Consider the following 24,959-nt stretch of genomic DNA (forward strand, 5'->3'; position numbering starts at 1 on the left):
GCCCCTGTGCAATACAGGAACCAGCCCTTAAATCTACCAGCTCAATGAACCGTCCAACTTTCGGGGGTCAGTTCACGATGCCGGGCTTTTTCGCGCCTCGGGGTATTTCGGTCAGTCTTCGTTGGCCTTTACGGAAACGCCCAGCGTCTTCGGCAGGTCGAGCGGGTTGGACATGGCGCCCGCCATGATCAGCGCGAACGGCACCGACGCCGGCGGCTCGGCCGAGATTTCCAGGCTCTTCGGATCGTCGAGATAATTGCTGACCGCCGCGGTCACCTGGGCCGTCAGTTCCGGATTGTTGAGCTGCGCCATGCCGAACGGCACGATCGCCTTGGCCTGGTTGGCGATGTCCTTGGCGGACATGCCCTGCTGCTTGCCGACATATTCCAGCACCTTGCCGGTCAGCGAATCGTCGTCGAAACGGATCGAGGCGCTGTTGAACGACAACTGCTGCAGCAGGCCGAGCATGGCCATGCCTTGTGCCGAATTGTCGGCGCCTTCCGGCTGCGCCGCCATCTTCTTCTGCATCTCTTGCAGCGACTTGATGAAATCGACCGTGTAGCCGCCGAGGTCGAAGGTCATGCCGAGCGTGCCAGCATTCTCGACGGAGATGTCGTATTTCGACAGTTCCATCTTGCCGTCCGACGGCTGCCACGTGCCGGCCATTTCGAGATTGCCCGAAATATTCTGGTAGCCGAGCGCGTCGATGACTTCCTTGGACTTGGGATCGTCGACCAGCGACAGATCGGCAGTGAACTTTTCCGTGTTCCCGGTGAATTCCATCGCCTTGCCGTCGGCCGGCGGCGTGATCTGGATGGCAAGGCCGTCCATCGAGAAGGCGGTCTTGTCGGCGACCTTGACCGTCAAGTTCGCCAATTCGGCCGACTTGTACATCATCAGCGAGCCGAGAGGGCTGGTGGCGCCGTCGGCGGGCACGCTCATGTCGTGGATGACGAAGGGGCTGAGATCGAGCGTGACGCCGTCCTTGCTATGCTCGAAGGCCGAGGTCGACACGGTGCCGATATCATAGCCGCCATTAGCCTCGGTGATGTTCTCGAGCTTGACGTCGCCGATCGCCAGCGCTTCCTTTTCCGCTGCCGGTTTCACCGACACGCCCTGCAGCACCATGCTGGTGTTGTCGCCGGTCACGCCGGTCCAGGAGATGTCGACGCCCTGTGCGGAGAGTGCCGCCTTCAGCCGGTCGGCGACCGCTGCGTCCTGAGCAAGGGCCGCGTTCAGCGGCAGTGTGAACAAGAAGGTCGAAAGAGCGAATTTCCGGAGAGTTGAGCGTTTGATTGTCATCGCAAGGTCCCTGAGAGTGTCCTGAAATTTGTTTTTCTATTCTTCGCGCCATCACCATTCCGTGACGAACTGGACCGGAAAAAGGCGTGTCCCGGCACAATGGTCAAAAATCGTGATGAAAGGCAAACCCGATCCGAACGCCTTTGGATAATGCAGTGAATTTGGCATGAAGGCCGGGCCATCAAGCGTCATCGTGCTTTGCAATAGAAGCGGCATGTAACAGATTGATGTTGGCCGGCAAGCTGGATCTTACTGTTTCCTGTTGCAGAAAGGCCCGCAAATCGACCGTCCGCCGCGCGCCTCTTGCCGCGAATCACCCGCTCGGATAGTCCCAGCCCATGGGAAAAAGGCTTTTACCGCCGCCGGAAGATGGCGGCGGCGATCATATTGAACCGGTCGATCTGAAGAAGGCGCTGGAAGAGCGCTATCTCGCCTATGCGCTGTCGACCATCATGCATCGCGCCCTGCCGGATGTGCGCGACGGGCTGAAGCCGGTCCATCGCCGCATCATGCACGCCATGCGCCTGCTGCGCCTCAATCCCGACCAGGGTTTTGCCAAATGCGCCCGCATCGTCGGCGAGGTGATGGGCAAGTTCCATCCGCATGGCGACCAGTCGATCTATGATGCGCTGGTGCGCCTGGCGCAGGATTTCTCGATGCGCTACCCCTTGGTCGACGGCCAGGGCAATTTCGGCAACATCGACGGCGATAACGCGGCCGCCATGCGCTACACCGAAGCGCGCATGACCGACGTGGCGACCGAACTGCTTGCCGGCATCACCGAGGATGCTGTCGACTACAGGCCGACCTACAATGAGGAGGACGAGGAGCCGGTCGTGCTTCCCGGCGCCTTCCCGAATCTCCTCGCCAACGGCTCGTCCGGCATCGCGGTCGGCATGGCGACGTCGATCCCGCCGCACAATGCCGCCGAACTCTGCGACGCCGCGCTGCATCTGATCGAGCATCGCGATGCGCCGGTGGCGAAACTGATGGATTTCGTCCAGGGGCCGGATTTCCCGACCGGCGGCATCATCGTCGACAGTCGCGCCTCCATCCTGGAAGCCTACGAAACCGGCCGCGGCGGCTTTCGCGTGCGCTCGAAATGGATCCAGGAGGATCAGGGCAGGGGTACCTGGAGCATCGTCGTCACCGAAATCCCTTACGGCGTGCAGAAGGCGCGGCTGATCGAGAAGATCGCCGAGCTGTTGATGGCCCGCAAGCTGCCGCTGCTGGAGGATATCAGGGACGAGAGCGCCGAGGACATCCGCGTCGTGCTGGTGCCCAAGAGCCGTTCCGTCGATCCCGGCATCCTGATGGAATCGCTGTTCAAGCTGACCGAGCTCGAAAGCCGTTTCCCGCTCAACATGAACGTGCTCTCGCGCGGCAAGGTGCCCAACGTGCTGTCGCTGAAAGGCGTGCTGCAGGAGTGGCTGGATCATCGCCGCGACGTTCTGATCCGGCGCTCGAAACATCGCCTTGGCGAGATCGAGAGGCGGCTGGAAATCCTTGCCGGTTACCTGATCGCCTATCTCAATATCGACGAGGTGATCAAGATCATCCGCGAGGAGGATGAGCCCAAGCAGGTCATGATGGCCCGCTGGTCGCTCACCGACACCCAGGCTGAGGCCATCCTCAACATGCGCCTGCGCGCCCTGCGCAAGCTGGAAGAGTTCGAGATCCGCAAGGAATTCGACGGCCTGACCGCCGAGAAGAAGCAGATCGAGGCGCTGGTGGCGTCCGATGCCAAGCAATGGGCGACGATCAAGTGGGAAGTTACCCAGGTTCGCGACAAGTTTGGCCCTGAAACCGAACTCGGCAAGCGCCGCACCCAGTTCGCCGATGCGCCCGAGCACGACCTGACCGACATCGCCCACGCCATGATCGAGCGTGAGCCGGTCACCGTGGTGGTGTCGGAAAAGGGTTGGCTCAGGGCAATGAAGGGGCATCTGGCCGATCTTTCGACGCTGACCTTCAAGGAAGGCGACAGCCTCAAACTCGCCTTCCATGCCCAGACGACCGACAAGGTGCTGGTCTTCACCACCGGCGGCAAGTTCTACACGATCGGCGCCGACCGGCTGCCCGGCGGGCGCGGTCATGGCGAACCGATCCGCATCATCGTCGACATGGAAAACGATCAGGACATCGTCACCGCCTTCGTCCACGACCCAAAGCGCAAGCTGCTGCTGGCCTCTTTCGACGCCAACGGTTTCATCGTCCCGGAGGAAGAGGTGGTCGCCAACACCCGCAAGGGCAAGCAGGTGATGAACGTCAAGAGCCCCGACGAAGCCAAGCGCTGCGTGCCTGTCATCGGCGATCACCTGGCCATCGTCGGCGAGAATCGCAAGATGCTGGTCTTCCCGCTCTCGGAAATTCCGGAGATGGGTCGCGGCAAGGGCGTGCGGCTGCAGAAATACAAGGACGGCGGCCTTCTCGACCTCAAGCCGTTCACGCTGGAGACCGGCCTTTCCTGGCAGGATTCGGCCGACCGTACCTTCACAAGATCACGCGAGGAACTGGCCGAGTGGATCGGGGCGAGGGCATCGGCCGGGCGCATGGTGCCGAAAGGTTTCCCGAGGACGGGCAAGTTCGGGTAGCGCTTTCCCTTCTCCCCTTGTGGGAGAAGGTGGCCTCGCAGCGAGGTCGGATGAGGTGCTCCAGCTTGACACCAACGCCTTGATCCGCTGGAACACCCCCATCTGTCCCGGCGCTTCGCGCCAATCCAACTTCTCCCGCAAGGGGAGAAGGGAGAAGATGCAACCCAAACATTTGGACTATCGTCACGATTGCTGCACTATGTCGGTGCATAACGGGGAGGGATGTTTGGGAAGGGCCTGCATTTGAAGGAATCCAGAATCCAGAAACCGGAACGTCAGCAGCGCCTGTTCGGCCTGTCGACGCCGTTGCGGTCAGCCGTCATTCCGCCGCTGTCGGCGGCACGCTGGCTGCTGGTTCTGATCGTCGCCGCCGGTGTCTATTTCTTCCATGGCTTCCTGTTCCCGGTGCTGGCCGCCCTCGTCATTGCCTTCGCCAGTTGGCCGCTTTACCAGCGGATGCTCGCGGGCGTCGGCGGCAACCGCACCATCGCCGCTACCTTGGCCATCCTGTTCATCCTCGCCTTCCTGGTGATACCGATCGCGCTCGCCGGCACCTATGCCATCAACGAGGTGCGCGAATGGGTCGGCTGGGCGATCGAGACCAACCGGCACGGTGCGGTGACGCCGCATTGGATCGCAACGCTGCCCGTCGTCGGCGAGTGGCTGAACGAGCAGTGGACGACCAATCTCGGTCATCCCGGCGGCATCGGCGAGCTGATCCAACTGGTCAGCGGCGCCAACATCGGCAGTATCTACCGCGGTGCGCTCGCCGCCGGCGGCAGCGCCTTCAGCCTGTTCCTGACGCTGCTGTTCATGATGATTGCCCTGTTTTTTGCTTATCGTGACGGCGAGAATTTCGCCGGCCAGATCGACCGCCTCGGCGAACGCATCCTGCCGACCCGATGGGAGCGCATTTCGCGGGTCGTACCGGCGACCATTTCCTCGACCGTGACCGGCATGACCGTGATCGCCATCGGCGAGGGGCTGGTGCTGGGCATTGCCTATTGGCTCGCCGGAGTGCCGTCGCCGGTGACGCTGGGCGCGTTGACCGGCGTGATGGCGCTCATCCCCGGCGGTGCGCCGCTGTCCTTCACGCTGGTCTCGATCTATCTCGCCGCCAGCGGATCGCTGATACCAGGGTTGGCGCTGTTCATATGGGGCACGGTCGAACTGTTCATCGTCGACAAGACACTGCGCCCGAAGCTGGTCGGCGGGCCGATAAAACTGCCTTTCCTGCCGACCTTTTTCGGACTGATCGGCGGCGTCAAGACCATGGGTTTTCTCGGCCTGTTCATAGGCCCGGTGCTGATGGCTCTGCTTGTCGCGATCTGGCGCGAGTGGCTGCGCGAAGTGGAACTTGCGGACGATACGGCCGCCGGAGCGGCGGCCGAGATCGAGGCAAGCCCGCGGATCGAGGTGCTGCCCGGGCCCGACGCGGCCAGGAAGGAAAGTGCCTGATCGCGGCCCGAGCGTTCCTACACCGGATGGTGCACCACGAGGTCGCTCCTGCGCTTGCGCCCGTCATGCAACTGCCAGAGCGAATGGGCGACCAACGTGACGATCAGGATACCGCCGCCGATCAGGCTGTTGCGGGTTGGCGTTTCGGCGAAAATCATCCACACCCAGACGGGCGCCAGAACGGTTTCGAGCAGGTAGAACATCGCCACTTCAGGCCCTGAGATATATTTGGGGCCGGCCGCGAGGCAGAAGAACGAGATCGGCATTATGACCGCGCCGTTGAAGATGATCCACCACGGCGCATTCACGTGAAAGCCTTCGCCCGAGACCATGAAGGCGGCGAGGGCGAGCGGCAGAAGCACGCCGACGAGTGACGTGAACCCCATATCCTTGCCGCTGGCGCGCGAGATGGTGATGGCGACCGCGATGAAGAAAGCCGAGCAAAGCGCCATGAAATCGCCGAACAGCTTGCCGGTTCCGACCGACCCGCCGACGATGACCAGCACGCCGAGGATCATGATCACCATTGCCGCGATCGTCACCAGCTGCGGCCTTTCCCTGAGGAATATCCAGGACAGCAGCCCCGAGAAGACGGTGTTGAAAGCCAGGATGAACACCAGGTCGGCGGTCGAGGTGTGAAAGACGGCGGTGACGAAAGTGATCCCCGTTAGTCCATAGCAGAGCGCCACGATCAGGCCGGACCAGCCGGGGATGAGCGGTGGCGCGTTGCGGCTGAGCGCCCGCCATACCGACCAGATGACCATTGCGGCGACGAATGTCGTGCCGGTTCGCAAAAGCATGATCGTCCATGCTCCGCCATCGGCGAGCCGGATCAAGGGTATGTCGACTGTCAGCGTCAATCCGCCGATTGCGGTTATCAAAAGGCCTTTCTGGTGATCGTAGTGAGAGGACATGCAGCAACTTTCGCAATTGAATTGCAGGCGGCGGCCGATCGGCGCATGCGCGCACTCTCTCCAGCCGAGCGGCTGAAAGACCAGCACCCCCTGCCTTGAAACAGTTTAAGCGTGGATCGAGGGAAAACTAAGCGTCAGACCGCTTCGTTGGTATAGCGCTCCCAGCCTTTCGGGCCGAGATGCTCCTGCGGCATGAAGCGCATCTTATAATTCATCTTGCGCGAACCATTGACCCAGTAGCCGAGGTAGACATGGGGCAGCCCCATCGCCCTGGCGCGGGCGATATGGTCGAGGATCATGAACGTGCCGAGCGAGCGGCTTTCGAAATCGGGATTGAAATAGGAATAGACCATCGACAGGCCATCGGCCATCTTGTCGGTGAGCGCGACAGCGATGAGTTCGCCCTGGCCTTTGCCGGTGATGAAGGTATCGGGCCCGCGCCGCCGGTATTCGATCACCTTGGTGTCGACATGGGTATCCTCGACCATCATGGCGTAGTCGAGCACCGTCATGTCGGACATGCCGCCGCGGCGGTGGCGGGCATCGAGATAGCTGCGGAACAGCGAATATTGTTCGGTCGAGGGCTCTGCATTGTGCATGGCGCCGACAAGGTCGGAATTGTGCTGCAGCACGCGCTTCATATTGCGGCTGGCGGCGAATTCCTGGGCCAGGATCCGCACCGATACACAGGCGCGGCAGGTCTCACAGGCTGGACGGTAGGCAATGTTTTGCGAGCGCCGGAAGCCGCCTTGCGTCAGCAGGTCGTTCATCTCCGAGGCCTTGTCGCCGACCAGATGCGTGAACACCTTGCGCTCGAATTGGCCGTCGAGATAGGGGCACGGCGACGGCGCGGTCAGGAAAAACTGCGGCGACTGGGTCGGATGCTGCGTCATCGAGCCTTGGAAACACTCCTTCGAATCGCTCTACCTTTGGCTCGGGCGGCGAAAAATTCAACAGGATTGTGAAGGTGTGGTTCACTCAACACCTTCACTTTTGCGCTCAAGGGGCTGCGGCTTGTCTCGAGGGCCGGTTTCAGCGGCCTGTGCGGCTGACCACCGTGCCGAGCAGAAGATCGTGCAGCGTGCGCTTGCGGTCGGAAAACAAGGTCACCAGCAGGACCAGCGGCGACAGGATGACATTGCCAGCCCAGAACAGCACGGAATGGACAACGGCGGTGAGGCCGTCGATCGGCCTGCCGTCGAGACGGTCGAGGCGGATGCCCATCATCTTCATGCCCATGGTGGCCTGGTCGGAACTGCCCAGCGTGTTCCAGATGTAGAGGATGGCGACTGCCGGCACCAGGACGCCAAACAGCATCCAGCCGAGGCCAAGGGTCAATATCCCGAGGAAGAACACCAGGATGGCGAACGGAATGGTCAGCAGCGCGACGATGATATAGTCGAGCACGCAGGCCAGGATGCGCCGCGTGCGCACGCCTTCGTAAGCCCTGACATCGTCGAGCCTTGTGTTGATGATTTCGCCGTCGAGAACGCGAGCGTTCATGTCATTTCCTCGTAACAGGGGCCTGCTTAGCCTGCGCCCACCGCACCAGAAATGGTGAGGGCTCATGGTGGAATCAAGATCGGGCCGTTTCGCGGCAGCGCCGGGCGGGCGAGAAGCGGCCGGCGGTGCGAACCGGTTGAATTTGCAGTGCGGATGGCGTTAGCTTGCTGCGGCGCAACAAGACGCCGAGGGGACGGGGCAATATGGATTACGATATGCTGGTCATCGGCAGCGGCCCATCGGGCCGCCGCGCCGCGGTGCAATCGGCCAAGCTCGGCAAATCGGTGCTGGTGGTCGACCGGGGCCGGCGTCTTGGCGGCGTCTCGGTGCATACCGGCACCATCCCTTCCAAAACGCTGCGCGAAACGGTGCTCAACCTCTCGGGCTGGCGCGAGCGCGGCTTTTATGGACGCGGTTACCGGGTCAAGCAGGATATTTCGGTCGGCGACCTGATCGAGCGCCTGCACAAGACGCTCGATCACGAGGTGGAGGTGCTGCAGCACCAGTTCATGCGTAACACGGTCAAAAGCGCGCGCGCGGCGGTGAAGTTTCTTGGTCCCAACAAGGTCAGCCTGACAGCGGACAATGGCGATTACAGCGAGGTCGGCTTCGCCAATGCGCTGATCGCCGTCGGCACCAGGCCGCATCGGCCGCGCGACGTGCCCTTCGACAAGACCCGTGTCTTCGACAGCGACGAGATGCTCGAGCTCGACCGCCTGCCGCGCACGCTGACGGTGATCGGCGCCGGCGTCATCGGCGTCGAATACGCCACGATCTTTTCCGCGCTCGACGTGCCGGTGACGCTGGTCGAGCCGCGCAACTCCATCCTCGATTTCGTCGACCGCGAGATCGTCGATGATTTCATCCACCAGATGCGCGACCGCGGCATGACGATCAGGCTCGGCAGCGCGGTCAAGGAAATCCGCTCGAAGCCCGAAGCCGCCGAGGTGGAACTGGCCGACGGCCGCACCATCCGCTCCGAGGTCGTGCTCTATGCCGCCGGCCGCACCGGCAATGTCGGCAGCCTGGGGCTCGACGTGGTCGGCATCGAGGCCGATTCCAGGGGCCGCATCAAGGTCGATCCGCAGACCTTCCAGACCACCGTGCCCAACATCTACGCCGCCGGCGACGTCATCGGCTTTCCGAGCCTCGCCTCGACCTCGATGGAGCAGGGCAGGGTGGCCGCCTGCCATGCCTTCGGCGTGGCCTTGCCGCCACCGCCCGAGACATTCCCCTATGGCATCTATGCGGTGCCTGAGATTTCGACGGTAGGCCAGTCCGAGGAACAGGTGCGCCAGGGCGGCGGCGCCTACGAGGTCGGCGTCGCGCGCTTCCGCGAGACCTCGCGCGGCCACATCATGGGCGTCGACACTGGCTTCCTGAAGCTGCTGTTTTCGATCGAGACGCGGCGGCTGCTTGGCGCCCACATAGTCGGCGAGGGCGCTACCGAGCTCATTCATATCGGCCAGGCGGTGATCAATCTCGGCGGTACGGTCGACTTCTTCGTCAACAACACCTTCAACTATCCGACCCTGGCCGAGGCCTACAAGATCGCCGGGCTGGACGCCTGGAACCGGATGGGGCGGGGGTAGGTTACCCGTCCATCTGAGCCAGCAGCGCCAGCATCACGTCGGCCGAGGGCATCGGCAGCACCGCTTCGATCTCCGCCGGCCGCACACCGGCGATCGCTGCATCGGCGCCGCCTGTGACGGTGCCGAGCGGTCCACGAAACCCGTGTTTCGACCAGGCCAGCTCCTGCAGCTTGGGGCTGGTCAGCGCCTCCAGCAGCCGGTCGACCGCCGGATCGATGACGATCAACGGATGCGCGGAATAGACGGTCGGCCGGGGGTAGAGGATTTCGGGCTTGGCGCCCATGCCGGCCTGCACCCTTTGCCAGCGTGCCGGATCGGCAAGCGCCCATTCCACCAGTTGGTTCTCATAACCCACCACCATCGGCTCGGCGCCGAGGCCGCCGGCTATGTACTGGTCGAACAGCTTTCCCGAGGAGGACGACTTCAGTCCCATGCTGCGGAAGATGGCCTTGGCCTGGTCGCCGTGCTGGGCAAGCAGTTCCTGCGTCGCCACGTCGCCGCTCATCAGGCTGAGCACCAGGCCCGCGAACATGAAGCCGGAGTTGGAGCGGTTGGGGTCGGTCGAAACGATGCGGGCGCGACCGTAAAGTTCCTCGATGCCGAGATCGGACCAGTTCTTGCCGGCAAGAATGGCGTCGAGCAAGGCCTTGAGATCGAACTGGTTGTAGCCGCCCTTGGCGGCGACCGTGACGAGGCCGCTCTTTTTCAGCCCTTCGACCACCGGCCCCCAGGTGTAGACGACGATCGCCGAGTTCAGCACCACCTGATCGTTGCGGATCGAGACACCGCTCTTGCGCGCGAGGTCGACCATGATCGAGGAGGAGGGCCACAGGAATTGCGGTTTCTGGCCAAGCAGTGCCGGCTCGCGCACCATCTCCACCGACCCGGCGACACGTGCGTCGAGCTCAAGCCCGTAGCCTCCAAGCGCATGGCCGACATCGGGATCGGCCAGGAACGCCTGCTTCTCGCCGCCGATGAAGCCGAACAGATGCGCCTTGTTGCCGAGATAGCCACGGAATTCGGGGCGATCCTTCAACGTCAGATAGCCGCCGGTGCCGGCGGCGGCGGCCCCCAGCAATCCCAGTCCGAAAGCGCGGCGCGAAATGGCCATCAGCGTCCGATATCCTCTTTCAGCGATTCCTGAATGAGTCGCAGGTCGACGTCGAGCGTGCCGAGTTCGCTGTCGGCCAGGCTGTCGGCATAATGCACGAAAGCATCCTGCAGTTTGGTGATCACCGCGCCGACATTGGCAAGCCTTGCCTGGCTCGGCGCCCGCCGGTTGGCCAGTGTCGCGTAGCCTTCCGCCACTTCCGCCGCCTGCGGCACGTAGTAGGTGAGGAAACGCCGCACCGAGGGCGCGGTTTCCGGCTTCGTCTCGACCTTTGAAATCACGTCGGCGGCGATGTCGGACAGGTTCTTGACCTTGGCCTTCATGTCCTTGTCGGCGATCGATCCTGCCGCCGCCGACAGCCGATCCGCCGCCGGTTGCGCCTGTGCCAGCAGTTCGCGGGCGAAGGCCACCTTGCTGCCGCTGAGCGTGGTCAGGTCGAGGCCCTCGAACAACTGGCGCGGCGCGAGCACGAACACCAGCCCCGCAAAGACGAGCGCGGCGATGATCGCCGAAACCAGAAACGGGAAATGGGTTAGAAACGCCAGGCCGACCAGCAACGCCGCCGAGACGACGCCCGCCGCGATCCAGTTCCCGTCATTGCCGAACAAGCCACGCATCCCGGCAGGCTCTAATTGTAGCCGCGCGCGGCGCGGAAGGCGCCGGCCAGATCGCCGCTGCCGTCGAAGACCCGTGCCGATGTCGCCTTGGCGAGGCTGTCGAGCTGGCTCTTGTCGGCGTCGCCGAAGGTCACGCCGAACACCGGCACGCGCACGGGCGCGTTGCGCCAATGGGCAAGAAACAGGTCCGCACCGCCATCGGTGCGGCCGTCGGTCATGATGACGATGGCCGGCAGGTACCTCGACAGGTCGACCGTGGCGACGATCTTCTGCAGGGCCTGGTCGGCGCAGGCATACATGTCGGTGCCGCCGCCGGCGCGTTGCTGGGCGACATCAGCCAGCAGCTCGCTCTGGCCGGCGGCGTCGCCGTTGGCCTCGAACGTGTCGCGCACGACGGCGTCGAAAGGCAGCACGAAGATGCGGTCGGACGGCGTCCATTGCACCAGCACCTCGCTCGCCTTTTCCGGGGTGAACAGGAATTGCGCCGCCGCCTGCAGCTGTTTCTCGCCCTGGTCTTCCATCGAGCCCGAGAAGTCGAAGCAAAGCGCTGTCAGCGAAGGCTTGCGCAAGGCTTCCTGATAAAGATCGAGCGCCTTGCGGATCACGGCCGGCTCCGGCATGCGGATCGACGTCACCAGTTTACCCGGATCGAAGTTCCAATCCGGCTCGGCGGTTGCCTGGATCGCCGCGCCGCCGAGCGGCAGCCGCCTGCCGGTATCGGCGATGCGCTTGCGCACCGCGTCCGACTGCAGGTAGGCGAGCAGGTCGGTGAAGAATTTTTCGACATCGGCTCCGCGCCCGTGGTCGATGAAGCCGAGCGGCGAGTCACCGACAGCGACGCCGTCGGCCGGATAGATGGCATAGAGCGGCTCCTTGCCCATCTGCTTCAGTTTGTCGTTGGTCTCCTTCAGGGTCGCCTCGTAGTTCCACATGGCGTCATAGACGGTGCCCTTGCCGGCGCTGTCGACATAGAGGTCGGCGAGCCAGCCCGACGACCCGGACGAGCGTTCGACGCCCTGCAGCAGGGCGCTCACGGTATCGTGCACGGCCGGATTGTCGAGGTCGCCCGGCTCGATCACCTCGTTGCCGCCAAGCGCGCTGGACAGCATGGCGAGATAGGCGCTGGCCCCCGAATTGGACTGCGTCGCCGACGTCATCAGGAATTTCAGCTTGCCGTCCTTCACCGCGGCCAGGATGTCCTTCATGAAGACTTGTCTGCCGACCCAGCCAAGTTCGGCGGCCTTGGATTTGCGCACGCCCAGGATGACCGGCATCTGCGCGATCGAGGTCAGGTTGCGCACCTTGCGGCCGCTATCGAACAGGTCGACCCACACGCTCGAGGCCGGCCAAACCGCGTCCTGGTCGAGGCCGCCAGGCTTCTGAAGACCGAGCCCGATGTCGAGCGACCCTTGATAGGAGATGGTGCAGGTCTCGCCCTGCTTGGCGCAGAATTCCTGCACGATCGGCTCCAGCACCGTGTTTTCGGAACCGGAGACGATCGAGAATTTGACATTGCTCGCATTGCATGCCGCCAGCAGCAATGTGGCGGCCAGAACGAGGACGGACGAAAGCTTCATTCGCATCGAGGCCCCGTCAGCCCTGGGTGAGCGCTTTCTTGAGGTCGGCGGTCATCTGGTCCATCTGCTTTTCGGCCTCGGCCCGCTTCTGACGGCCGTCCTGCTGGACCTTGAGCACGCCCTGTACCGTGTCGATGAGGTCGCGATTGGCCTGCGCCAGAGTCTCGACGTCGACGATACCGCGCTGCGCCTGCTCCTCGATCGAGATCGCCTGATCCTTCATCATTTTCGATGTCTGGCGGATCATCTCGTTGGTGGCGTCGGTCACCGTTTTTTGCAGTTCGAGTGCCGATTTCTGGTTGGTCAGCCCGAGCAGGATGACCATTTTCTGCTTCCAAGCAGGCACGGTCAGCGCCGATGTCGCCTGCAGATTCTCGATCAGCGTCTCGTCGCCCGACTGCACGATACGGATCTGCGGCAATTGCTGGATGCCGAGCTGGCGCGCCTGCACCAGGTAGAAAACGCGCTTTTCCAGGCGGTCCAGCGCCTGCACGGCATCCTGATAGCCTTGCGCCTCCAGCGTGCCGGCCGCGTCGCCGCTCTTGGCATCGGCCGCGGCCTTCAGCTTGGGCAGTTCGTTGACGCGGTAGTCGTCGACGAACTTCTTGCCGGCCTGGACATAGGCATCGAGCTTGAGGATGGACTCTTTCGTCTGCTCATGGAGATCGTCGAGCACGGCGATGTCGCGCCGCAGCGTGTCCTTGTGGCGGTCGAGTTCCAGGCCGATGCGGTCGATCTGGCCGGCCACATCCTCGTATTTCTCCTTGAAGCGTTCGAGCCTCGCCTTGAACGAGGAGAACAGGTTGCTGAGGAACCCTTCGTCCTTGAGTGAGGCCGGATCGAGGTTCTTGGCCTTCATGATGATGTCGGTCAGCAGCGTGCCGGTATCGCCGAGGTCGCGGTTGCGGATCTGGGAGAGGATCTTGTCGGCATAGTCGCTGACCGCCTGCTGCGCGCGGTCGCCGAAGACCGAGATCGCAGCACGGTCGCCAATGTCGATGCCGCCCTCTATCCTGGCGACTTCACCCGGATTTGCCGCAATGACAGGCAGTCGCGACGTATCGTCGAGCAGAGTGACGCTGTTCTTATCGGCCATGCAGACCTCCCTCAGTGAACAGTATCTCGATAGATAGTCTGTAACAGAGATATGTCGCCGCTGTGGAAAACGGGAGTTCGAGGCCGTTTTTGGTGGCAAACAGTGCCGCTTTCCGGCCTGACGCCAGAAGATATCTACTCGGCGGCCTCCCGCAAGGCTGGAGATGGCCCGGCTCGCAGGAGCAGCGGCAGGCACACGACATAGAGCGCCGCGCCCGCGATCCACACCGTTCCCGGAAAGACCGCCCGTGTGCGGAAATAGAGCGTCGCGATGACGAACGGGCCGAACACAGAGACCAGGCTGGTCATGCTGGTGAGCACGCCTTGCAGTCGTCCCTGGTGATCGGCGCCGACGCGTGACGTCAACAGCGACTGCAATGCCGGCGCGCCGATGCCGCCGAGGCAGAACAGCGGCAGCAGCGGGAAAACCATCCATCCCTGCCAGGCCAACGCGATCGAGACATAGGCGGCACCATCGGCCAGAATGGCGATGATCAGCGCTCGTTTTTCGCCCCAGCGTTCGGCAATCGGACCGGCAACGAACCCTTGCGCCCCGGCGTGGAACACACCGAACAGCGCCAGCGAAATGCCGACGGTGAACAAGTCCCAACCGAACTTGTCCTGCACATAAAGCACCCAGATGGTGCCGCCGACCTCACCGACCAGGGCCAGAACGGCAAAAGCGCCCAGCAATGACAAAAGAGCTGGAAAGGTCAGCGCCCAGCGCAGCGGCGCCAATGGGTTGAGGGACGGCTTCTCGCGGCCTTCATGGGCGCGTTTGGGTTCCGGCAGCAGGAAGAAAGCCAGCGCCAGGTTCGTTCCGGTGAGCACGGCCGCGGCCAGGAAGGGCGCGCGCAACCAGATATCGCCGAGCACACCGCCGAGCGCTGGACCGGCTATGAAGCCGACGCCAAATGAAGCGCTGAGGTGGCCGAAGCCTCGGGCGCGGCGGTCCTGGCTGCTGATATCGGCCATATAGGCCGATGCCACCGCCATGCTCGCGCCGGTAATGCCGGAGATCAACCGGCCGACGAACAGCAGCGGCAGCGAGGGCGCGAAGGCCATGAACAGATAGTCCGCCATCGACCCGGCCAGCGAGACAAGCAGAACCGGCCGGCGGCCATAGCGGTCCGACAGGGCGCCGAGCAGCGGCGAGAACAGCACCTGCATGGCCGCGTAGGCGGACAGGAAGGCGCCGAAGATCCAGCCGATGTCGTCGACATGGCCGACCGTGCGCAGCAGGCCCGGCAGCACCGGCATGATCAGTCCGATGCCCACGGCATCGAGCGCCATCGCCATCAGGACGACGAGATAGGTTCTTTTCATCACAGGACTCAAAAATTTATCGTTGATAAGGGGCGTTTATCACTGATAAATTGACGACGCAAGCCGGAGCAAAGCGCAAGAGTGTACGCATGAAACTGGACAAGATGCTGATCGTCGACGAAGCGCTGCAATTGCTGAACCAGGTCGGCATCGATGCGCTTTCGACACGCCTCCTTGCGCAACGGCTCAAGGTGCAGCAGCCGGCGCTCTACTGGCATTTCAGGAGCAAGCGCGCCTTGCTCGATGCGATGAACGAGGAAATCCTGCGGCGTGGTCATAAGCATCGAACACCGCGGGCCGGTGAGAGCTGGCAGGATTTCGTGCGCAAGAACGCCCGCAGCTTCCGCGGCGCCTTGGTTGCGTACCGGGATGGCGCGCGCGTCCACGCCGGCACGGAAGCGGATCCGCAAGAACTCGGGCACTTCGAGCGGTTGCTGGAATTTCTGGCCGGCGAGGGTATGGCCGTGATCCCTGCCATGGAACTGCTGATAACGATCGGCCGCTACACGGTCGGCTGCGTCATGGAGGAGCAGGCCGAATATCCATCAGGCCCGGGGCGTGGCGAAGCGCTGGATGCGGCGGCGCGCGATCATCCGCTTTTGAGCCAGGCCCTGCTTCACTACCGTGCCGGCGGACACGAGGCATTGTTTGAAAGCGGGCTTGCTCTGCTGATCGCCGGGGCTGAGGCCGCAATCGTGCGCAAATCCTGATGGGAAACTGGCGGAAAGCCGGTCATCCTATCCGCTCGGGTGCCGCTGATCCCGCCAGCCAAGATCTGACTATCGCGGCGTCCGGATCGCCGATTTCATGGCCCGACGCAACGATCCGCGCGTCGATCTCGGTGCCGTGCAGGCTGAGCAGCGTCACCAGTGCCGGCGCGAAGGGCCCATAGGTTTCGTCGGCCGCTCCGGCGATGATCAGCGTTCGTGTTCCTGCGAGGTTTGTGGATGGCACGTTGTCGAGCACGGGCATCGGCCTCAGCAGCACAGCTTTACGGACGATGCCGGGATGGAGCAGCATCAGGCTCGAAACCAGATTGGCGCCGTTCGAATAGCCGAGGAATGCCGCGCGATCGAGATCAAGCCCATGGCGCGCGGCGGCATCCCTTGCGAATGCCGCGAAGGCAGCGGTTTCGGCACGGATGCTGTCTTGATCGAAGCGCGTCGGCGTGATTCGCTCGAACCAGCGAAAACCATCCTCCTGGGGAACGCGACCTCGTACCGCGACCAGCAATGCATCGCCTGCCATGCGCCTGGCCAGCTCCACCATGCTTGTCTCGTCGACGCCCGATCCATGCAGCACGAACAGGCAATCCCGGCTCTTTTCGCCTGTGCTCAGGACACGATAGGGAAAGGCCAGATCCAGCGTCAGCGCACCGTTTGCGGCATTGGCGCCAGTCATCCCGGATCCCCTTGATTATATGAGGTTTCGCTGAATTTGCCGGCTTCAAAACGCAATATTTTCAAGCTCCGCGAAAGTTGATTGAACCAGGCGCATTCCAGCCCGTTTCTGCGCCGATATACTCCGCATGGGAGGAATCGAAGCGGTGCGTCGGGGGTCGCATTGCTGGACATGAACAACCAGCTTTGAGGCCTTTTGTCGATGACCACCCCTGTTTTGTCGGATCGCAATTTGCGTATCCCGGATCGACATTTGCGTATCCCGGATCGCAGCTTGCGTATCCCGGATCCCGATTCGCGCATCCCCGAGCGCGATACGCGTATCGATGTACTGCGCGCGCTGGCGCTGCTCACCATCTTCATCGACCATGTTCCGGGCACGGCTTTCGAAGCCTTGACCTACAAGAATTTCGGCTTCTCGGACGCTGCCGAGGCGTTCGTGCTGATATCGGGCATTTCGGTCGCGCTCGCCTATGGCACGAAGTTCAGGCCGGGAGGCCGGCTTCTCGCGACCTTGAAGATGTGGCGGCGGGCGGGCGTGCTCTACGCCGCTCATATCGTCACGACCATGGCGGTGATAGCGCTGTTCTGCGCCGTGGCGGTGTTTGCCAAGCGGCCGGAAATGCTGAAGCTCATCAACATCGAGCCGCTGATGAAGAACCCGCCGCAGGTGCTGGTCGGCATCGTCACGCTCGGCCACCAGCTTGGTTACAACAATATCCTGCCGGTCTATGCCGCGCTGCTTTTGATGGCGCCGGTCTTCGTCCTGTTCGTCAGTTACAGACCCGTCCCGGCGCTTGTCGCATCCGGGACGCTGTGGCTCGTTGCCGGTATCTGGCAGATCGCGCCGCCCAACTATCCGGAGCCCGGCTTCTGGTTCCTCAACCCGTTGTCCTGGCAGTTCCTGTTCAACATCGGCCTTGCCGCCATGCTGCATATCAGGCGCGGCGGTGTCATCCCGGTCAATCGCTGGCTGGTCGGCGCGGCCGCGGCCTATGTGCTGGCAGCGCTTGTGTGGGTGCATAGCCCGCTCTGGGGGCAGATAACCTGGTTCAACCTGCCGGTGGTGATCGGCGGCTTCGACAAGACTTTCCTGTCGCTGCCGCGGTTGCTGCACATCCTGGCGGTCAGCTACCTCGTCATTGCCCTGCCGGCGCTCTCCGGGCTGTTCCGCACCAGCCCCGACCACCCGCTGGCGATACTGGGCAAACGATCCCTGCCGGTCTTCATCGCCGGCACGGTGATCGCCATGGTCGCCCAGGTGATGAAGTTGATCAATCCGGGCGGCTTCGTCTATGACAGCCTGCTGCTGTCTGCCGGCATCGCCATGCAGTTCGCGCTCGCCTTCTATCTCGAATGGCTGTCGACCATCGGCGGTGCGGGCAAGGCCCTCACGACCCAGAAGCATCCGGCACCGGCGCGTGCGCCTTTCGGCCTCACCGCCGTGGCAAGAGCCAATCGGTAGGCGGGCAGTGAGTACGGTTCAACCGCGGGGTGGACCCGACGAGGCCCGCACGATCAGTTCGACCGGCAACTGATGCCGGCTGACCGGTCCGTCGCTATCCAGGATCGCCTTGACGGCAAGGCGGCCCATTTCGACGATCGGCTGGGCAATCGTGGTCAATGGCGGCTCGGACACTTTTGCTTCCGGAACACCGTCGAACCCGACCACCGAAACATCGCTGGGCACGTCGAGACCGCGAGCGTGCAGCCATTCGAGCGCGACAAGGGCCATTCTGTCGGACATAGCCAGGATGGCGGTCGGCGCCGCCTCTGAGGCGAAGATGGTTTCGAGCCCCGCCTTCGTGCTCGCCGCGTCGTTGGCGGTCTCGTAGACAGGCACCTTGGATATGTCGATGCCGACCCGCGAAAGCTCCTGGAGGTAGCCGGTGAGGCGGTCGCGGGTTCCCGCATAGGTCGCGACCCGGACCTGCTCGGGTGAAACAAGACCTGTTCTGCCGTCGGCGAATGGCAGGGCCAGCACCGCGAACCGGCGATGTCCGAGGTCGGTGAGATGGCGCGCCGCCATGCTGGCGCCGGCGATGTTGTCGACGCCGATCGCCGCGACCGATCCGTCCTCGGAAGCGAGGTCCAGCGCGACGAAGGGCAGTTTGCGTTCGCGGGCCAATTCCACCAGGCGCGAGCCGCCTTCGATGCAGAAGACGATGAAGCCGTCGACGAGCGCGCTCTGGATGTTCCACGCAAGCTGTTCGTTGTTGGCGGCCGAGACCAGGGAAATCCCGGCTCCCGTCGCATCGCAGGCCTGGGAGATGCCCGCCATCATGACGCGCGCGAACGGATCCTCGAAGAAGTAGGAGAGGGGTTCTGCGGTGGCGACGCCAATGGCGTTGACCTTGCCGGCCCGCAGCAGCCGGCCCTTTGGATCGGGTCCGCCATAACCCATCGCCTCGGCCGCGGCGCGAACCCTTTCACGAACCTCCTCGCGCACGATCTCGGGGCGGCTGAAAACATTGGACGCCGTGCCGTGCGAAACGCCGGCGGCCTTTGCGATGTCGGCCAGCCGGACGGGTCGTCGATTGCCTGCGGTGAGTGACGCCATTTTGCGCGTGCCTCCTGACATGCATTTAGCAGGTTCTGAGGCCGCATCTAGCACTTTCGTTGGATCGATTCAATTTTTGCTTGACCGACGGGCGGCCCGGCACTATGTTTGAATCGATCCAAACCACTGATTTGTTCGACTGATCGATCTGACGTGAGGAGCGCCATGCATCCGCTCAATTACCTGTTCGAAGACATCGATCGCAACCACTGGAATATCGTATCGGCTGCCAACAAAGCCAGGCGCCGTGGCGAATCCGGTCCATGGATTCGCGACCTTCGCTTCCTGGTGGGGCGTAAGCGGAGCTGATCAATCCGCTCTTCTCGCGCCTATCGGTTGGATCGATTCAAAACAAGGAGGATCAATCATGCATCCCATCAATCATCTGTTCGAAGACATCTATCGCAATTACTGGGGCATCGCGCCGGCTGCCGAGCGGCCGGAGGCCCGGCGCCGGACAACATCGGTCACACGCAGCCGCGTCCTTTGGCTTCGCGCGGAGCGCCGGCGGGATTGAGCCCCGTGGGCGCGCCTAGGACCGTGGACGCGCCAGGGCGCTGGCTGCTATCGCCAGCCAGCCTGCAATGAGCAGGGTGCCGCCGATCGGCGCCGACATCGGAAACAGTCTCGATCCCCAGAAATCGCGGGCGAGGAGATCGCCCGCGAAGAGCAGCAGCCCGACAAGCAGAACCAGGCTAGCCATGCGCAGCCAGCGGTTTGCATCGGCAAGGCCAATGGCGAGAAAGACCGGCGCATGCATCAGCAGAAACGATGCGGCCGTGCCGGTGAAGGCGCCGCCGCGATGCGCGGCCGCCGCTGAAAGCGCCACGCCCGCCGCGCCGAGGAGACCGCCGGCAGTAACGAGGAGGCGGCTGCCAATTGGATCAGCCAGGGTCATGATAGGCGTGTTCCTTCCTTGATGGGGTTGGCCTCACGGCTTGCCCGCTTCCAGCGCCATATGCCGTGTCCGCCGCGACTGGACAATCCAGTTGTAGACGGCGCCGAGTGCCATCAGCACTGATGTGCCGAGAAACACCGCCGGCATGCCGAAATGGCCGCCGACAAAGCCGCCGGCCAGTGGCCCCGCGACCTGCCCGACATACTGCGCCGAGATTGCCAGGCCAAGCACGTTGCCGCCGATGCCGTCGGGAATGTTGTGCCTGATGACGCTGGTGATGCAGGGCAGCAGGCCGCCCAAGGCCAGGCCCATCAGGAAACGCAGGCCGATAAGCTGCCAACTGTTGGCGACAAAAGCCTGCGGAACGAGGAGCAGGGCCGAGACTGCCAGCGCTCCCACGACGACGTTCCAGTGTCCGATCCGGTCCGCGAGCTTGCCGAGCCATGAGGCCGACAGGATGGTGCCGAGCGCGGCTGCCGACATGACAATACCGGCGACAAGCGTGACACGGGTCTGGTCCTCGATCAACTGCTGCACATAGACGGTAATGATCGGCTCGATCGACATCGTGGCGAAGGCAAGCAGCATGCCGGTGGTCAGCATGGCCACGACTGGTCGCTTGTCCGGAATCTGCGACCAACCGCTTTTCGGCTTTGCCGCCGAGGCGGCTTTGGCTTGCTTCGGGCGCGGGTTCTCCTTGATGAGGAACGTCGTTGCCAGGAAGGCAAGGAAGATCACACCGCCCGACAAGAGGAAGGTGGCGCGAATGCCGATCACCGGCGGCAGCGCGCCGCCGAGCAGGGGGCCGACCAGCGAGCCTGCAGTAATGCCCGCCGACAGGACGCCAAGTGCCCAGCCGGAACGGTCCTTCGGCGTCTGCATGGCCACGAGTATGGTCGAGCCCGAAGAATAGCCGCCGGCGAAGCCGATCAGCAGGCGCAACAGCACCAGTTGCCAGACCGTCTCGACCATGCCCGTCAGCGACATGCAGATCGCCATGCCGAAGGAGGCACGCACCAACATCACCTTGCGGCCGTAGCGATCGCCCAGGCGGCCCCACAACGGTGCGACCATTGCGGCGGCGAAAAAGGTTGCGCCGTATGCGATCCCGGACCACTGCACGATTGCCGCGTGGCCCTGCGCGCCGAGCTGTTCGACGTAGAGCGGCAGGAAGGGCAAAAGCAGCGTCATGGCGATCAGCGTGCTGAACGAGCCCGCGAAACAGACGGCAAGATTGCGCCGCCAATGGATGTTGTAGCCGTCTTGCCGTGTGTCTTCCTGTGCCATGTCCTGCCTGCCCGGTATCGGCGCTTGTCGCGGATACCATTTTGGGATACCAAACTGGTATCCGTCATGAACTTCAAGCGTGTCGCTGTCAATGCGGCTTTGGAAAGGATGCGCGATGTCGCAGATGCAGAGTGTCGAAAGGCAGCTTCGCGAGATGATCCTGGCGCTCGAGATCGGGCCGGGAGAGCGGCTGACCGAGCGCTGGATCGAAGGCCGCTTCGGCGCCTCGCGCACCCCGGTCAGGGCGGCACTGCTGCGGCTGGAAACCGAGGGACTGGTCGGCAGGGACGGGCGCGGCTGGACGGTCTCGCCCATCAATCTGGCCGAACTCGAGCAGATCGCGGTCTATCGCGAAGCGGTCGAGGTCGCCGCGCTGCGGCTGACATGCATGCACGCCGAGAGGGGCGCCATCGATGTGATCGAGGCGATGCTCGATTCCTGCGACGAAAACACGCCACGCGAGGAATGGCATCGTGTCGGCATGGATTTTCACATCGAGCTCGCCCGGCTCTCCGGCAATGAATTCCTGTTCCGGGCGGTTCGTGACGCGATGACAAGGCTGTCGCGCGCCCGCTGGCTGGAAGTGCGTGACGAGACGGCCCTGGGCCGCGCATGGCTCGAACATCGCGCTATCCTTGCCGCGGCACGCCTTGGTCAGGCCGATGAAGCCGCGCGGCTGCTCTCGGCCCACATCACGGGCAGCCGTGGCCGGCTGGTGACGTCGCTTGCCAACGACCGGCGTGGCCTTCGCGCCAGGGGATTTGCCGTCGTCGCCGCGTAGAGCAATTCCAGGAAAAGGGCGTAGCAGTTTTCCCGGGAGAAGCGCGTAGCGCTCCCCCTTGGGGATTGCGTAAAAGACGCGCGCGGTCGATGCGCGGCGGCGAGTCCGCCGGGAAACCGGCGGTATCTGAAACAGCGCGCACTTTCGGCCTCGCTTCGGGGAGGCCGATGGCGTATGAGCGGCGATGGAAAACAATCGGTTTGAAACACCCGTGACCGTCAAGTCCGTCACGGCGGGAAGCACTCAACTCCTGCGCTCGGCGAGGGAGGCTTCCGACTATCTTCTCAACAGCTGGCCCGGCAAGCGCAGCGCCAAGCATCGCGCCGCGCTGCAGGCCTGCCATGACGCGCTGGCCGGCGACAAGCCGGCCATGATTGCCAGACGCGCGTTCATTGCCGCGGCGCGGGAGGTGGATGTTTTCATCTCCGACAAGGCGCCTGCCTGACAAAGGCTGGATAGTTCCGATTTGAGCCACGGCCCGCATTTCGCGGGCCGCATGCCGTCAGTCCTTTGTTTCGGCCTCAGTCTCGGTCTCAGGCTTCGAACGCTCGCGCGCGGCGGCCTTGGCGGCGAGCTTCTCGGCCTTCTTGGCCGCTTTCTGGCGATCGCGCTCCTTGCGTTCCTGATCGTAGTTTGGTGCTCGCGCCATGTCGGCTCCTTTTGCTACTGCCTTGCTGCCCTGAAGCCCTGCCTAGGAGCATTAGCCGTCAAACACAACAGCCGAAGCGACAATGCACGGATGTCGGCGTCGAGGAGATGCGGGGGGCTTGCCAGACGGACGCCACAATGGTGTAGGAAATGCGGGGCGCCAATGAATTGAGAGCTGCCTGTTTGTTTTGATCAAGTGACCGATGGCCACAATTTCGCGGACCGCAGCAAGAGTTTTCTATTATGCGAGAAACGTCGCGCGCGATGTCGCCCCGCAAGCGCTGTTTCGCGCCAGGCTTGCCGGCCGCCTGGAAAGGGCCAGGCTCTCCGGCGAGGTCGCACGCAGCAGGCTGAATTACTACAACAAGCTGCAGGAGAATTTCGCGCCAAGCGCCAATGCCGTGCGCATCGACACAATGCCTTTCACGCCGACCATGTACTATTACGACCTGAAGGAATTCGCCCGCTACTTCGATCCTGGACTGCTTATCGATCTGGAATTCGGCGACGTCATGCGGGTGCCGAAGGTGCCGACGATCGTCAAGGATCGGCCAATCCGCGATGACGATCATAACGCGGTCATCATGAAGCTGGACAAGTTTCGTCACTTCCAGATGCCTGCCGACGCCGTCTCGTTCTCCGACAAATTGCCGACCGTTGTCTGGCGCGGCGATCTCAACAATCCGATCAGGACAAGATTCCTCAAGGCCGTGCGCGGCCTGCCGTTCGTTGATGCCGGCTCGCACAAGAAGAACGCGCCGGCGGAGTACGCCAAGCCTTTTCTCACCATCCGCCAGCATCAACGCTACCGCTACATCGTCTCGCTCGAGGGCAATGACGTGGCGACCAATCTCAAATGGATCATGAATTCGAAGTCGCTCTGCATGATGCCGCCGCCGACCTATGAGACGTGGTTCGCGGAACGGCGGCTCGAGGCCAATGTCCACTACGTGCCGCTCGATGCGGATTTCTCGAACCTCGCCGACCATGTGGCCTATTTCGAGCGCAATCCGGCCAAGGCCGAGCGCATCGTCGCGGCCGCCAATGCCTATTGCCGGACATTCGACGACGAGCGGACCGAGCAGGCGATCTCCCTGCTGGTGCTCTACAAATACTTTGTGCTTTCAGGCCAGATCAGACCTGACGCCGAGGTGTGGCGCTACATCGAGGGCTAGTTGCCGGGCGCCTGGTCTCGGCTGGCACCACATGTTCGGACATTGCCGGAAGCCTGGCCCAACGGGGTGCGATCGTGCCGCGGGAACCATCCCGGCTGTCGTCTGTTTAGGGGCTCTTGTTTCTGATCCCGAGAACGATGGCCACCATACAACGAACGACGGCGAAGGTTTTCTATTATGCGCGCAACGTCATGCGCGACATCGCACCCCAGGCGATTTTCCGACGACGGTTGGCGGGCCGCCTTGAAGAGGCCAGGCTCTCTCACCAGGCGGTACGCCGGCGCCTGAACCAATACAACAAGCTTCAGGACGCCTTTACGCCAAGCCCGGATGCGGTGCGCATCGACAAGATGCCTTTTGAACCGAGCATGTACTATTACGACCTGAAGGAATTCGCGCGCTATTTCGACCCATCCTTGGTCGTCGATCTGGAGTTCGGCGACGTCATCGGCGTGCCAAAGGTGCCCACCCTCGTCAAGGACCGGCCGATTTCTGCCGACAATTGCAACGCCGTCCTTATGAAGTTCAACAAGTTCCGCCACTTCCACATGCCCGTCGACGCCGTCGCCTTCGCCGACAAGCGCCCGGCCGTTGTCTGGCGAGGCGACCTCAACAATCCGATCAGGACACGGTTCCTGGATGCCGCGCGCGACTTGCCGTTCTGCGATGTCGGCTCGCACAAGCGCAGCGCGCCGGCTGAGTACAGCAAGCCCTTCCTCAGCATCAGCCAGCACCTGCGCTACCGCTACATCGTCTCCCTGGAGGGCAACGACGTGGCGACCAATCTCAAATGGATCATGAATTCCAACTCGCTCTGCCTGATGCCGCAGCCGACCTACGAAACATGGTTTGGCGAGAGCCAGCTCGAAGCCGGTGTCCACTATGTGCCACTCGACCAGGACTTCGCCGATCTCGGTGAGAAGGTGGCCTACTTCGAGCGGCATCCGGCCGCCGCCAAGCGCATCGTCGCGGCCGCCAATGCCTACTGCCGCCAATTTTTCAATGAACCGGACGAGCAGGCGATTTCCCTGCTCGTCCTCTACAAATATTTTGTGCTCGGCGGCCAGATCGAACCCGATCCCGAACTCTGGCGCTTCATCGACGGGTAGGCGTTGCTTGCC

General features: G+C 63.0%; 24 protein-coding genes. 10 read left to right on the forward strand and 14 right to left on the reverse strand.

Translation table 11 applies throughout. The features are described 5' to 3' along the window. Positions 1–111: 111 nt before the first annotated feature. The gene (locus tag FJ967_RS00005; RefSeq protein WP_140729679.1) at positions 112–1,302 is read right to left on the reverse strand and encodes a hypothetical protein; all 1,191 of its coding nucleotides are present in this window, start codon (positions 1,300–1,302) and stop codon (positions 112–114) included. A 338-nt stretch (positions 1,303–1,640) separates the two neighbouring features. Here FJ967_RS00005 and parC point away from each other — a divergent pair, with 338 nt between their 5' ends. Then, on the forward strand, positions 1,641–3,896 hold the full coding sequence (parC, locus tag FJ967_RS00010) for a DNA topoisomerase IV subunit A (RefSeq protein ID WP_140729680.1): 2,256 nt from the start codon (positions 1,641–1,643) through the stop codon (positions 3,894–3,896). Between the two features lie 222 nt (positions 3,897–4,118). Next, entirely contained in the window at positions 4,119–5,354 is a 1,236-nt protein-coding gene (locus tag FJ967_RS00015) for an AI-2E family transporter (RefSeq protein ID WP_181175620.1), read from the forward strand. Between the two features lie 17 nt (positions 5,355–5,371). Here the strand turns inward: FJ967_RS00015 and FJ967_RS00020 are convergent, their stop codons facing one another. The 3 genes from FJ967_RS00020 to FJ967_RS00030 all read right to left on the reverse strand — a co-directional run bounded on the left by FJ967_RS00020 (position 5,372) and on the right by FJ967_RS00030 (position 7,771). Beyond that, a complete protein-coding gene (locus FJ967_RS00020; RefSeq protein ID WP_140729682.1) occupies positions 5,372–6,268 on the reverse strand; it encodes a DMT family transporter in 897 nt (298 codons plus the stop codon). Between the two features lie 134 nt (positions 6,269–6,402). Next, complete coding sequence (locus FJ967_RS00025) at positions 6,403–7,161, reverse strand: arginyltransferase (RefSeq protein ID WP_140729683.1); 759 nt, start codon at positions 7,159–7,161, stop codon at positions 6,403–6,405. Between the two features lie 139 nt (positions 7,162–7,300). Continuing rightward, entirely contained in the window at positions 7,301–7,771 is a 471-nt protein-coding gene (locus FJ967_RS00030) for an RDD family protein (RefSeq protein WP_140729684.1), read from the reverse strand. A 203-nt stretch (positions 7,772–7,974) separates the two neighbouring features. Between FJ967_RS00030 and sthA the strand changes: the two genes are divergently transcribed. Continuing rightward, complete coding sequence (gene sthA / locus FJ967_RS00035; RefSeq protein WP_140729685.1) at positions 7,975–9,363, forward strand: Si-specific NAD(P)(+) transhydrogenase; 1,389 nt, start codon at positions 7,975–7,977, stop codon at positions 9,361–9,363. Position 9,364: 1 nt separating this feature from the next. On the opposite strand, the gene FJ967_RS00040 is transcribed toward sthA, so the two are convergent. From FJ967_RS00040 to tet, 5 genes are all read right to left on the reverse strand, one after another. Next, positions 9,365–10,474 (reverse strand): substrate-binding domain-containing protein, encoded by a 1,110-nt coding sequence (locus FJ967_RS00040; protein WP_140729686.1) that lies wholly within the window; start codon positions 10,472–10,474, stop codon positions 9,365–9,367. Further along, positions 10,474–11,091 (reverse strand): 5-bromo-4-chloroindolyl phosphate hydrolysis family protein, encoded by a 618-nt coding sequence (locus FJ967_RS00045; RefSeq protein WP_140729687.1) that lies wholly within the window; start codon positions 11,089–11,091, stop codon positions 10,474–10,476. Before FJ967_RS00045 ends, FJ967_RS00040 begins: the two co-directional genes overlap by 1 nt. Before the next feature lie 11 nt (positions 11,092–11,102). Continuing rightward, a complete protein-coding gene (locus tag FJ967_RS00050) occupies positions 11,103–12,674 on the reverse strand; it encodes a substrate-binding domain-containing protein (RefSeq protein ID WP_140729688.1) in 1,572 nt (523 codons plus the stop codon). Between the two features lie 10 nt (positions 12,675–12,684). Next, on the reverse strand, positions 12,685–13,764 hold the full coding sequence (locus FJ967_RS00055; protein WP_140729689.1) for a toxic anion resistance protein: 1,080 nt from the start codon (positions 13,762–13,764) through the stop codon (positions 12,685–12,687). 134 nt (positions 13,765–13,898) lie between these two features. Further along, positions 13,899–15,089, reverse strand: a complete 1,191-nt coding sequence (gene tet, locus FJ967_RS00060) for a Tet(A)/Tet(B)/Tet(C) family tetracycline efflux MFS transporter (RefSeq protein ID WP_140729690.1) — start codon at positions 15,087–15,089, stop codon at positions 13,899–13,901. An 89-nt stretch (positions 15,090–15,178) separates the two neighbouring features. On the opposite strand from tet, the gene FJ967_RS00065 reads away from it, so the two are divergent. Continuing rightward, positions 15,179–15,799 carry a TetR/AcrR family transcriptional regulator C-terminal domain-containing protein gene (locus tag FJ967_RS00065; protein WP_140729691.1) on the forward strand — a complete coding sequence of 207 codons (621 nt, stop codon included), beginning with the start codon at positions 15,179–15,181 and terminating at the stop codon, positions 15,797–15,799. A gap of 22 nt (positions 15,800–15,821) precedes the next feature. Here FJ967_RS00065 and FJ967_RS00070 read toward each other — a convergent pair whose 3' ends face one another. Next, positions 15,822–16,490 carry an alpha/beta hydrolase gene (locus tag FJ967_RS00070; protein WP_140729692.1) on the reverse strand — a complete coding sequence of 223 codons (669 nt, stop codon included), beginning with the start codon at positions 16,488–16,490 and terminating at the stop codon, positions 15,822–15,824. Positions 16,491–16,691: 201 nt separating this feature from the next. Here FJ967_RS00070 and FJ967_RS00075 point away from each other — a divergent pair, with 201 nt between their 5' ends. After that, positions 16,692–17,954, forward strand: coding sequence for an OpgC family protein (locus FJ967_RS00075; RefSeq protein WP_140729693.1), 1,263 nt, complete (start codon positions 16,692–16,694; stop codon positions 17,952–17,954). A gap of 18 nt (positions 17,955–17,972) precedes the next feature. Here FJ967_RS00075 and FJ967_RS00080 read toward each other — a convergent pair whose 3' ends face one another. Continuing rightward, positions 17,973–19,049, reverse strand: a complete 1,077-nt coding sequence (locus FJ967_RS00080) for a substrate-binding domain-containing protein (RefSeq protein WP_140729694.1) — start codon at positions 19,047–19,049, stop codon at positions 17,973–17,975. A 367-nt stretch (positions 19,050–19,416) separates the two neighbouring features. Here FJ967_RS00080 and FJ967_RS33250 point away from each other — a divergent pair, with 367 nt between their 5' ends. Beyond that, on the forward strand, positions 19,417–19,566 hold the full coding sequence (locus FJ967_RS33250) for a hypothetical protein (RefSeq protein ID WP_181175621.1): 150 nt from the start codon (positions 19,417–19,419) through the stop codon (positions 19,564–19,566). A 15-nt stretch (positions 19,567–19,581) separates the two neighbouring features. On the opposite strand, the gene FJ967_RS00085 is transcribed toward FJ967_RS33250, so the two are convergent. Both FJ967_RS00085 and FJ967_RS00090 read right to left on the reverse strand, forming a co-directional pair. Beyond that, positions 19,582–19,947 (reverse strand): DUF423 domain-containing protein, encoded by a 366-nt coding sequence (locus FJ967_RS00085; RefSeq protein WP_140729695.1) that lies wholly within the window; start codon positions 19,945–19,947, stop codon positions 19,582–19,584. A gap of 33 nt (positions 19,948–19,980) precedes the next feature. Continuing rightward, entirely contained in the window at positions 19,981–21,234 is a 1,254-nt protein-coding gene (locus FJ967_RS00090) for an MFS transporter (RefSeq protein ID WP_140729696.1), read from the reverse strand. Positions 21,235–21,349: 115 nt separating this feature from the next. Here FJ967_RS00090 and FJ967_RS00095 point away from each other — a divergent pair, with 115 nt between their 5' ends. Then, complete coding sequence (locus tag FJ967_RS00095; protein ID WP_140729697.1) at positions 21,350–22,015, forward strand: GntR family transcriptional regulator; 666 nt, start codon at positions 21,350–21,352, stop codon at positions 22,013–22,015. Between the two features lie 211 nt (positions 22,016–22,226). Continuing rightward, the gene (locus tag FJ967_RS00100; RefSeq protein WP_246675126.1) at positions 22,227–22,460 is read left to right on the forward strand and encodes a DUF982 domain-containing protein; all 234 of its coding nucleotides are present in this window, start codon (positions 22,227–22,229) and stop codon (positions 22,458–22,460) included. Between the two features lie 57 nt (positions 22,461–22,517). Here the strand turns inward: FJ967_RS00100 and FJ967_RS00105 are convergent, their stop codons facing one another. After that, positions 22,518–22,664 (reverse strand): hypothetical protein, encoded by a 147-nt coding sequence (locus FJ967_RS00105; protein WP_140729699.1) that lies wholly within the window; start codon positions 22,662–22,664, stop codon positions 22,518–22,520. Between the two features lie 202 nt (positions 22,665–22,866). Here FJ967_RS00105 and FJ967_RS00110 point away from each other — a divergent pair, with 202 nt between their 5' ends. Further along, entirely contained in the window at positions 22,867–23,838 is a 972-nt protein-coding gene (locus tag FJ967_RS00110) for a glycosyl transferase family 90 (protein ID WP_140729700.1), read from the forward strand. A 137-nt stretch (positions 23,839–23,975) separates the two neighbouring features. Then, positions 23,976–24,947, forward strand: a complete 972-nt coding sequence (locus FJ967_RS00115) for a glycosyl transferase family 90 (RefSeq protein ID WP_140729701.1) — start codon at positions 23,976–23,978, stop codon at positions 24,945–24,947. Positions 24,948–24,959: the final 12 nt, after the last annotated feature.

Source organism: Mesorhizobium sp. B2-3-4 (assembly GCF_006442315.1).
In the GTDB taxonomy this organism is placed as follows: Bacteria; Pseudomonadota; Alphaproteobacteria; order Rhizobiales; family Rhizobiaceae; genus Mesorhizobium.

Coding starts and splice junctions, on each gene's coding strand:
- FJ967_RS00005 (WP_140729679.1), bottom strand. CDS start 1,302: ATGACAATCAAACGCTCAACTCTCCGGAAATTCGCTCTTTCGACCTTC.
- parC (WP_140729680.1), top strand. CDS start 1,641: ATGGGAAAAAGGCTTTTACCGCCGCCGGAAGATGGCGGCGGCGATCAT.
- FJ967_RS00015 (WP_181175620.1), top strand. CDS start 4,119: ATGTTTGGGAAGGGCCTGCATTTGAAGGAATCCAGAATCCAGAAACCG.
- FJ967_RS00020 (WP_140729682.1), bottom strand. CDS start 6,268: ATGTCCTCTCACTACGATCACCAGAAAGGCCTTTTGATAACCGCAATC.
- FJ967_RS00025 (WP_140729683.1), bottom strand. CDS start 7,161: ATGACGCAGCATCCGACCCAGTCGCCGCAGTTTTTCCTGACCGCGCCG.
- FJ967_RS00030 (WP_140729684.1), bottom strand. CDS start 7,771: ATGAACGCTCGCGTTCTCGACGGCGAAATCATCAACACAAGGCTCGAC.
- sthA (WP_140729685.1), top strand. CDS start 7,975: ATGGATTACGATATGCTGGTCATCGGCAGCGGCCCATCGGGCCGCCGC.
- FJ967_RS00040 (WP_140729686.1), bottom strand. CDS start 10,474: ATGGCCATTTCGCGCCGCGCTTTCGGACTGGGATTGCTGGGGGCCGCC.
- FJ967_RS00045 (WP_140729687.1), bottom strand. CDS start 11,091: ATGCGTGGCTTGTTCGGCAATGACGGGAACTGGATCGCGGCGGGCGTC.
- FJ967_RS00050 (WP_140729688.1), bottom strand. CDS start 12,674: ATGCGAATGAAGCTTTCGTCCGTCCTCGTTCTGGCCGCCACATTGCTG.
- FJ967_RS00055 (WP_140729689.1), bottom strand. CDS start 13,764: ATGGCCGATAAGAACAGCGTCACTCTGCTCGACGATACGTCGCGACTG.
- tet (WP_140729690.1), bottom strand. CDS start 15,089: ATGAAAAGAACCTATCTCGTCGTCCTGATGGCGATGGCGCTCGATGCC.
- FJ967_RS00065 (WP_140729691.1), top strand. CDS start 15,179: ATGAAACTGGACAAGATGCTGATCGTCGACGAAGCGCTGCAATTGCTG.
- FJ967_RS00070 (WP_140729692.1), bottom strand. CDS start 16,490: ATGACTGGCGCCAATGCCGCAAACGGTGCGCTGACGCTGGATCTGGCC.
- FJ967_RS00075 (WP_140729693.1), top strand. CDS start 16,692: ATGACCACCCCTGTTTTGTCGGATCGCAATTTGCGTATCCCGGATCGA.
- FJ967_RS00080 (WP_140729694.1), bottom strand. CDS start 19,049: ATGGCGTCACTCACCGCAGGCAATCGACGACCCGTCCGGCTGGCCGAC.
- FJ967_RS33250 (WP_181175621.1), top strand. CDS start 19,417: ATGCATCCCATCAATCATCTGTTCGAAGACATCTATCGCAATTACTGG.
- FJ967_RS00085 (WP_140729695.1), bottom strand. CDS start 19,947: ATGACCCTGGCTGATCCAATTGGCAGCCGCCTCCTCGTTACTGCCGGC.
- FJ967_RS00090 (WP_140729696.1), bottom strand. CDS start 21,234: ATGGCACAGGAAGACACACGGCAAGACGGCTACAACATCCATTGGCGG.
- FJ967_RS00095 (WP_140729697.1), top strand. CDS start 21,350: ATGTCGCAGATGCAGAGTGTCGAAAGGCAGCTTCGCGAGATGATCCTG.
- FJ967_RS00105 (WP_140729699.1), bottom strand. CDS start 22,664: ATGGCGCGAGCACCAAACTACGATCAGGAACGCAAGGAGCGCGATCGC.
- FJ967_RS00110 (WP_140729700.1), top strand. CDS start 22,867: ATGGCCACAATTTCGCGGACCGCAGCAAGAGTTTTCTATTATGCGAGA.
- FJ967_RS00115 (WP_140729701.1), top strand. CDS start 23,976: ATGGCCACCATACAACGAACGACGGCGAAGGTTTTCTATTATGCGCGC.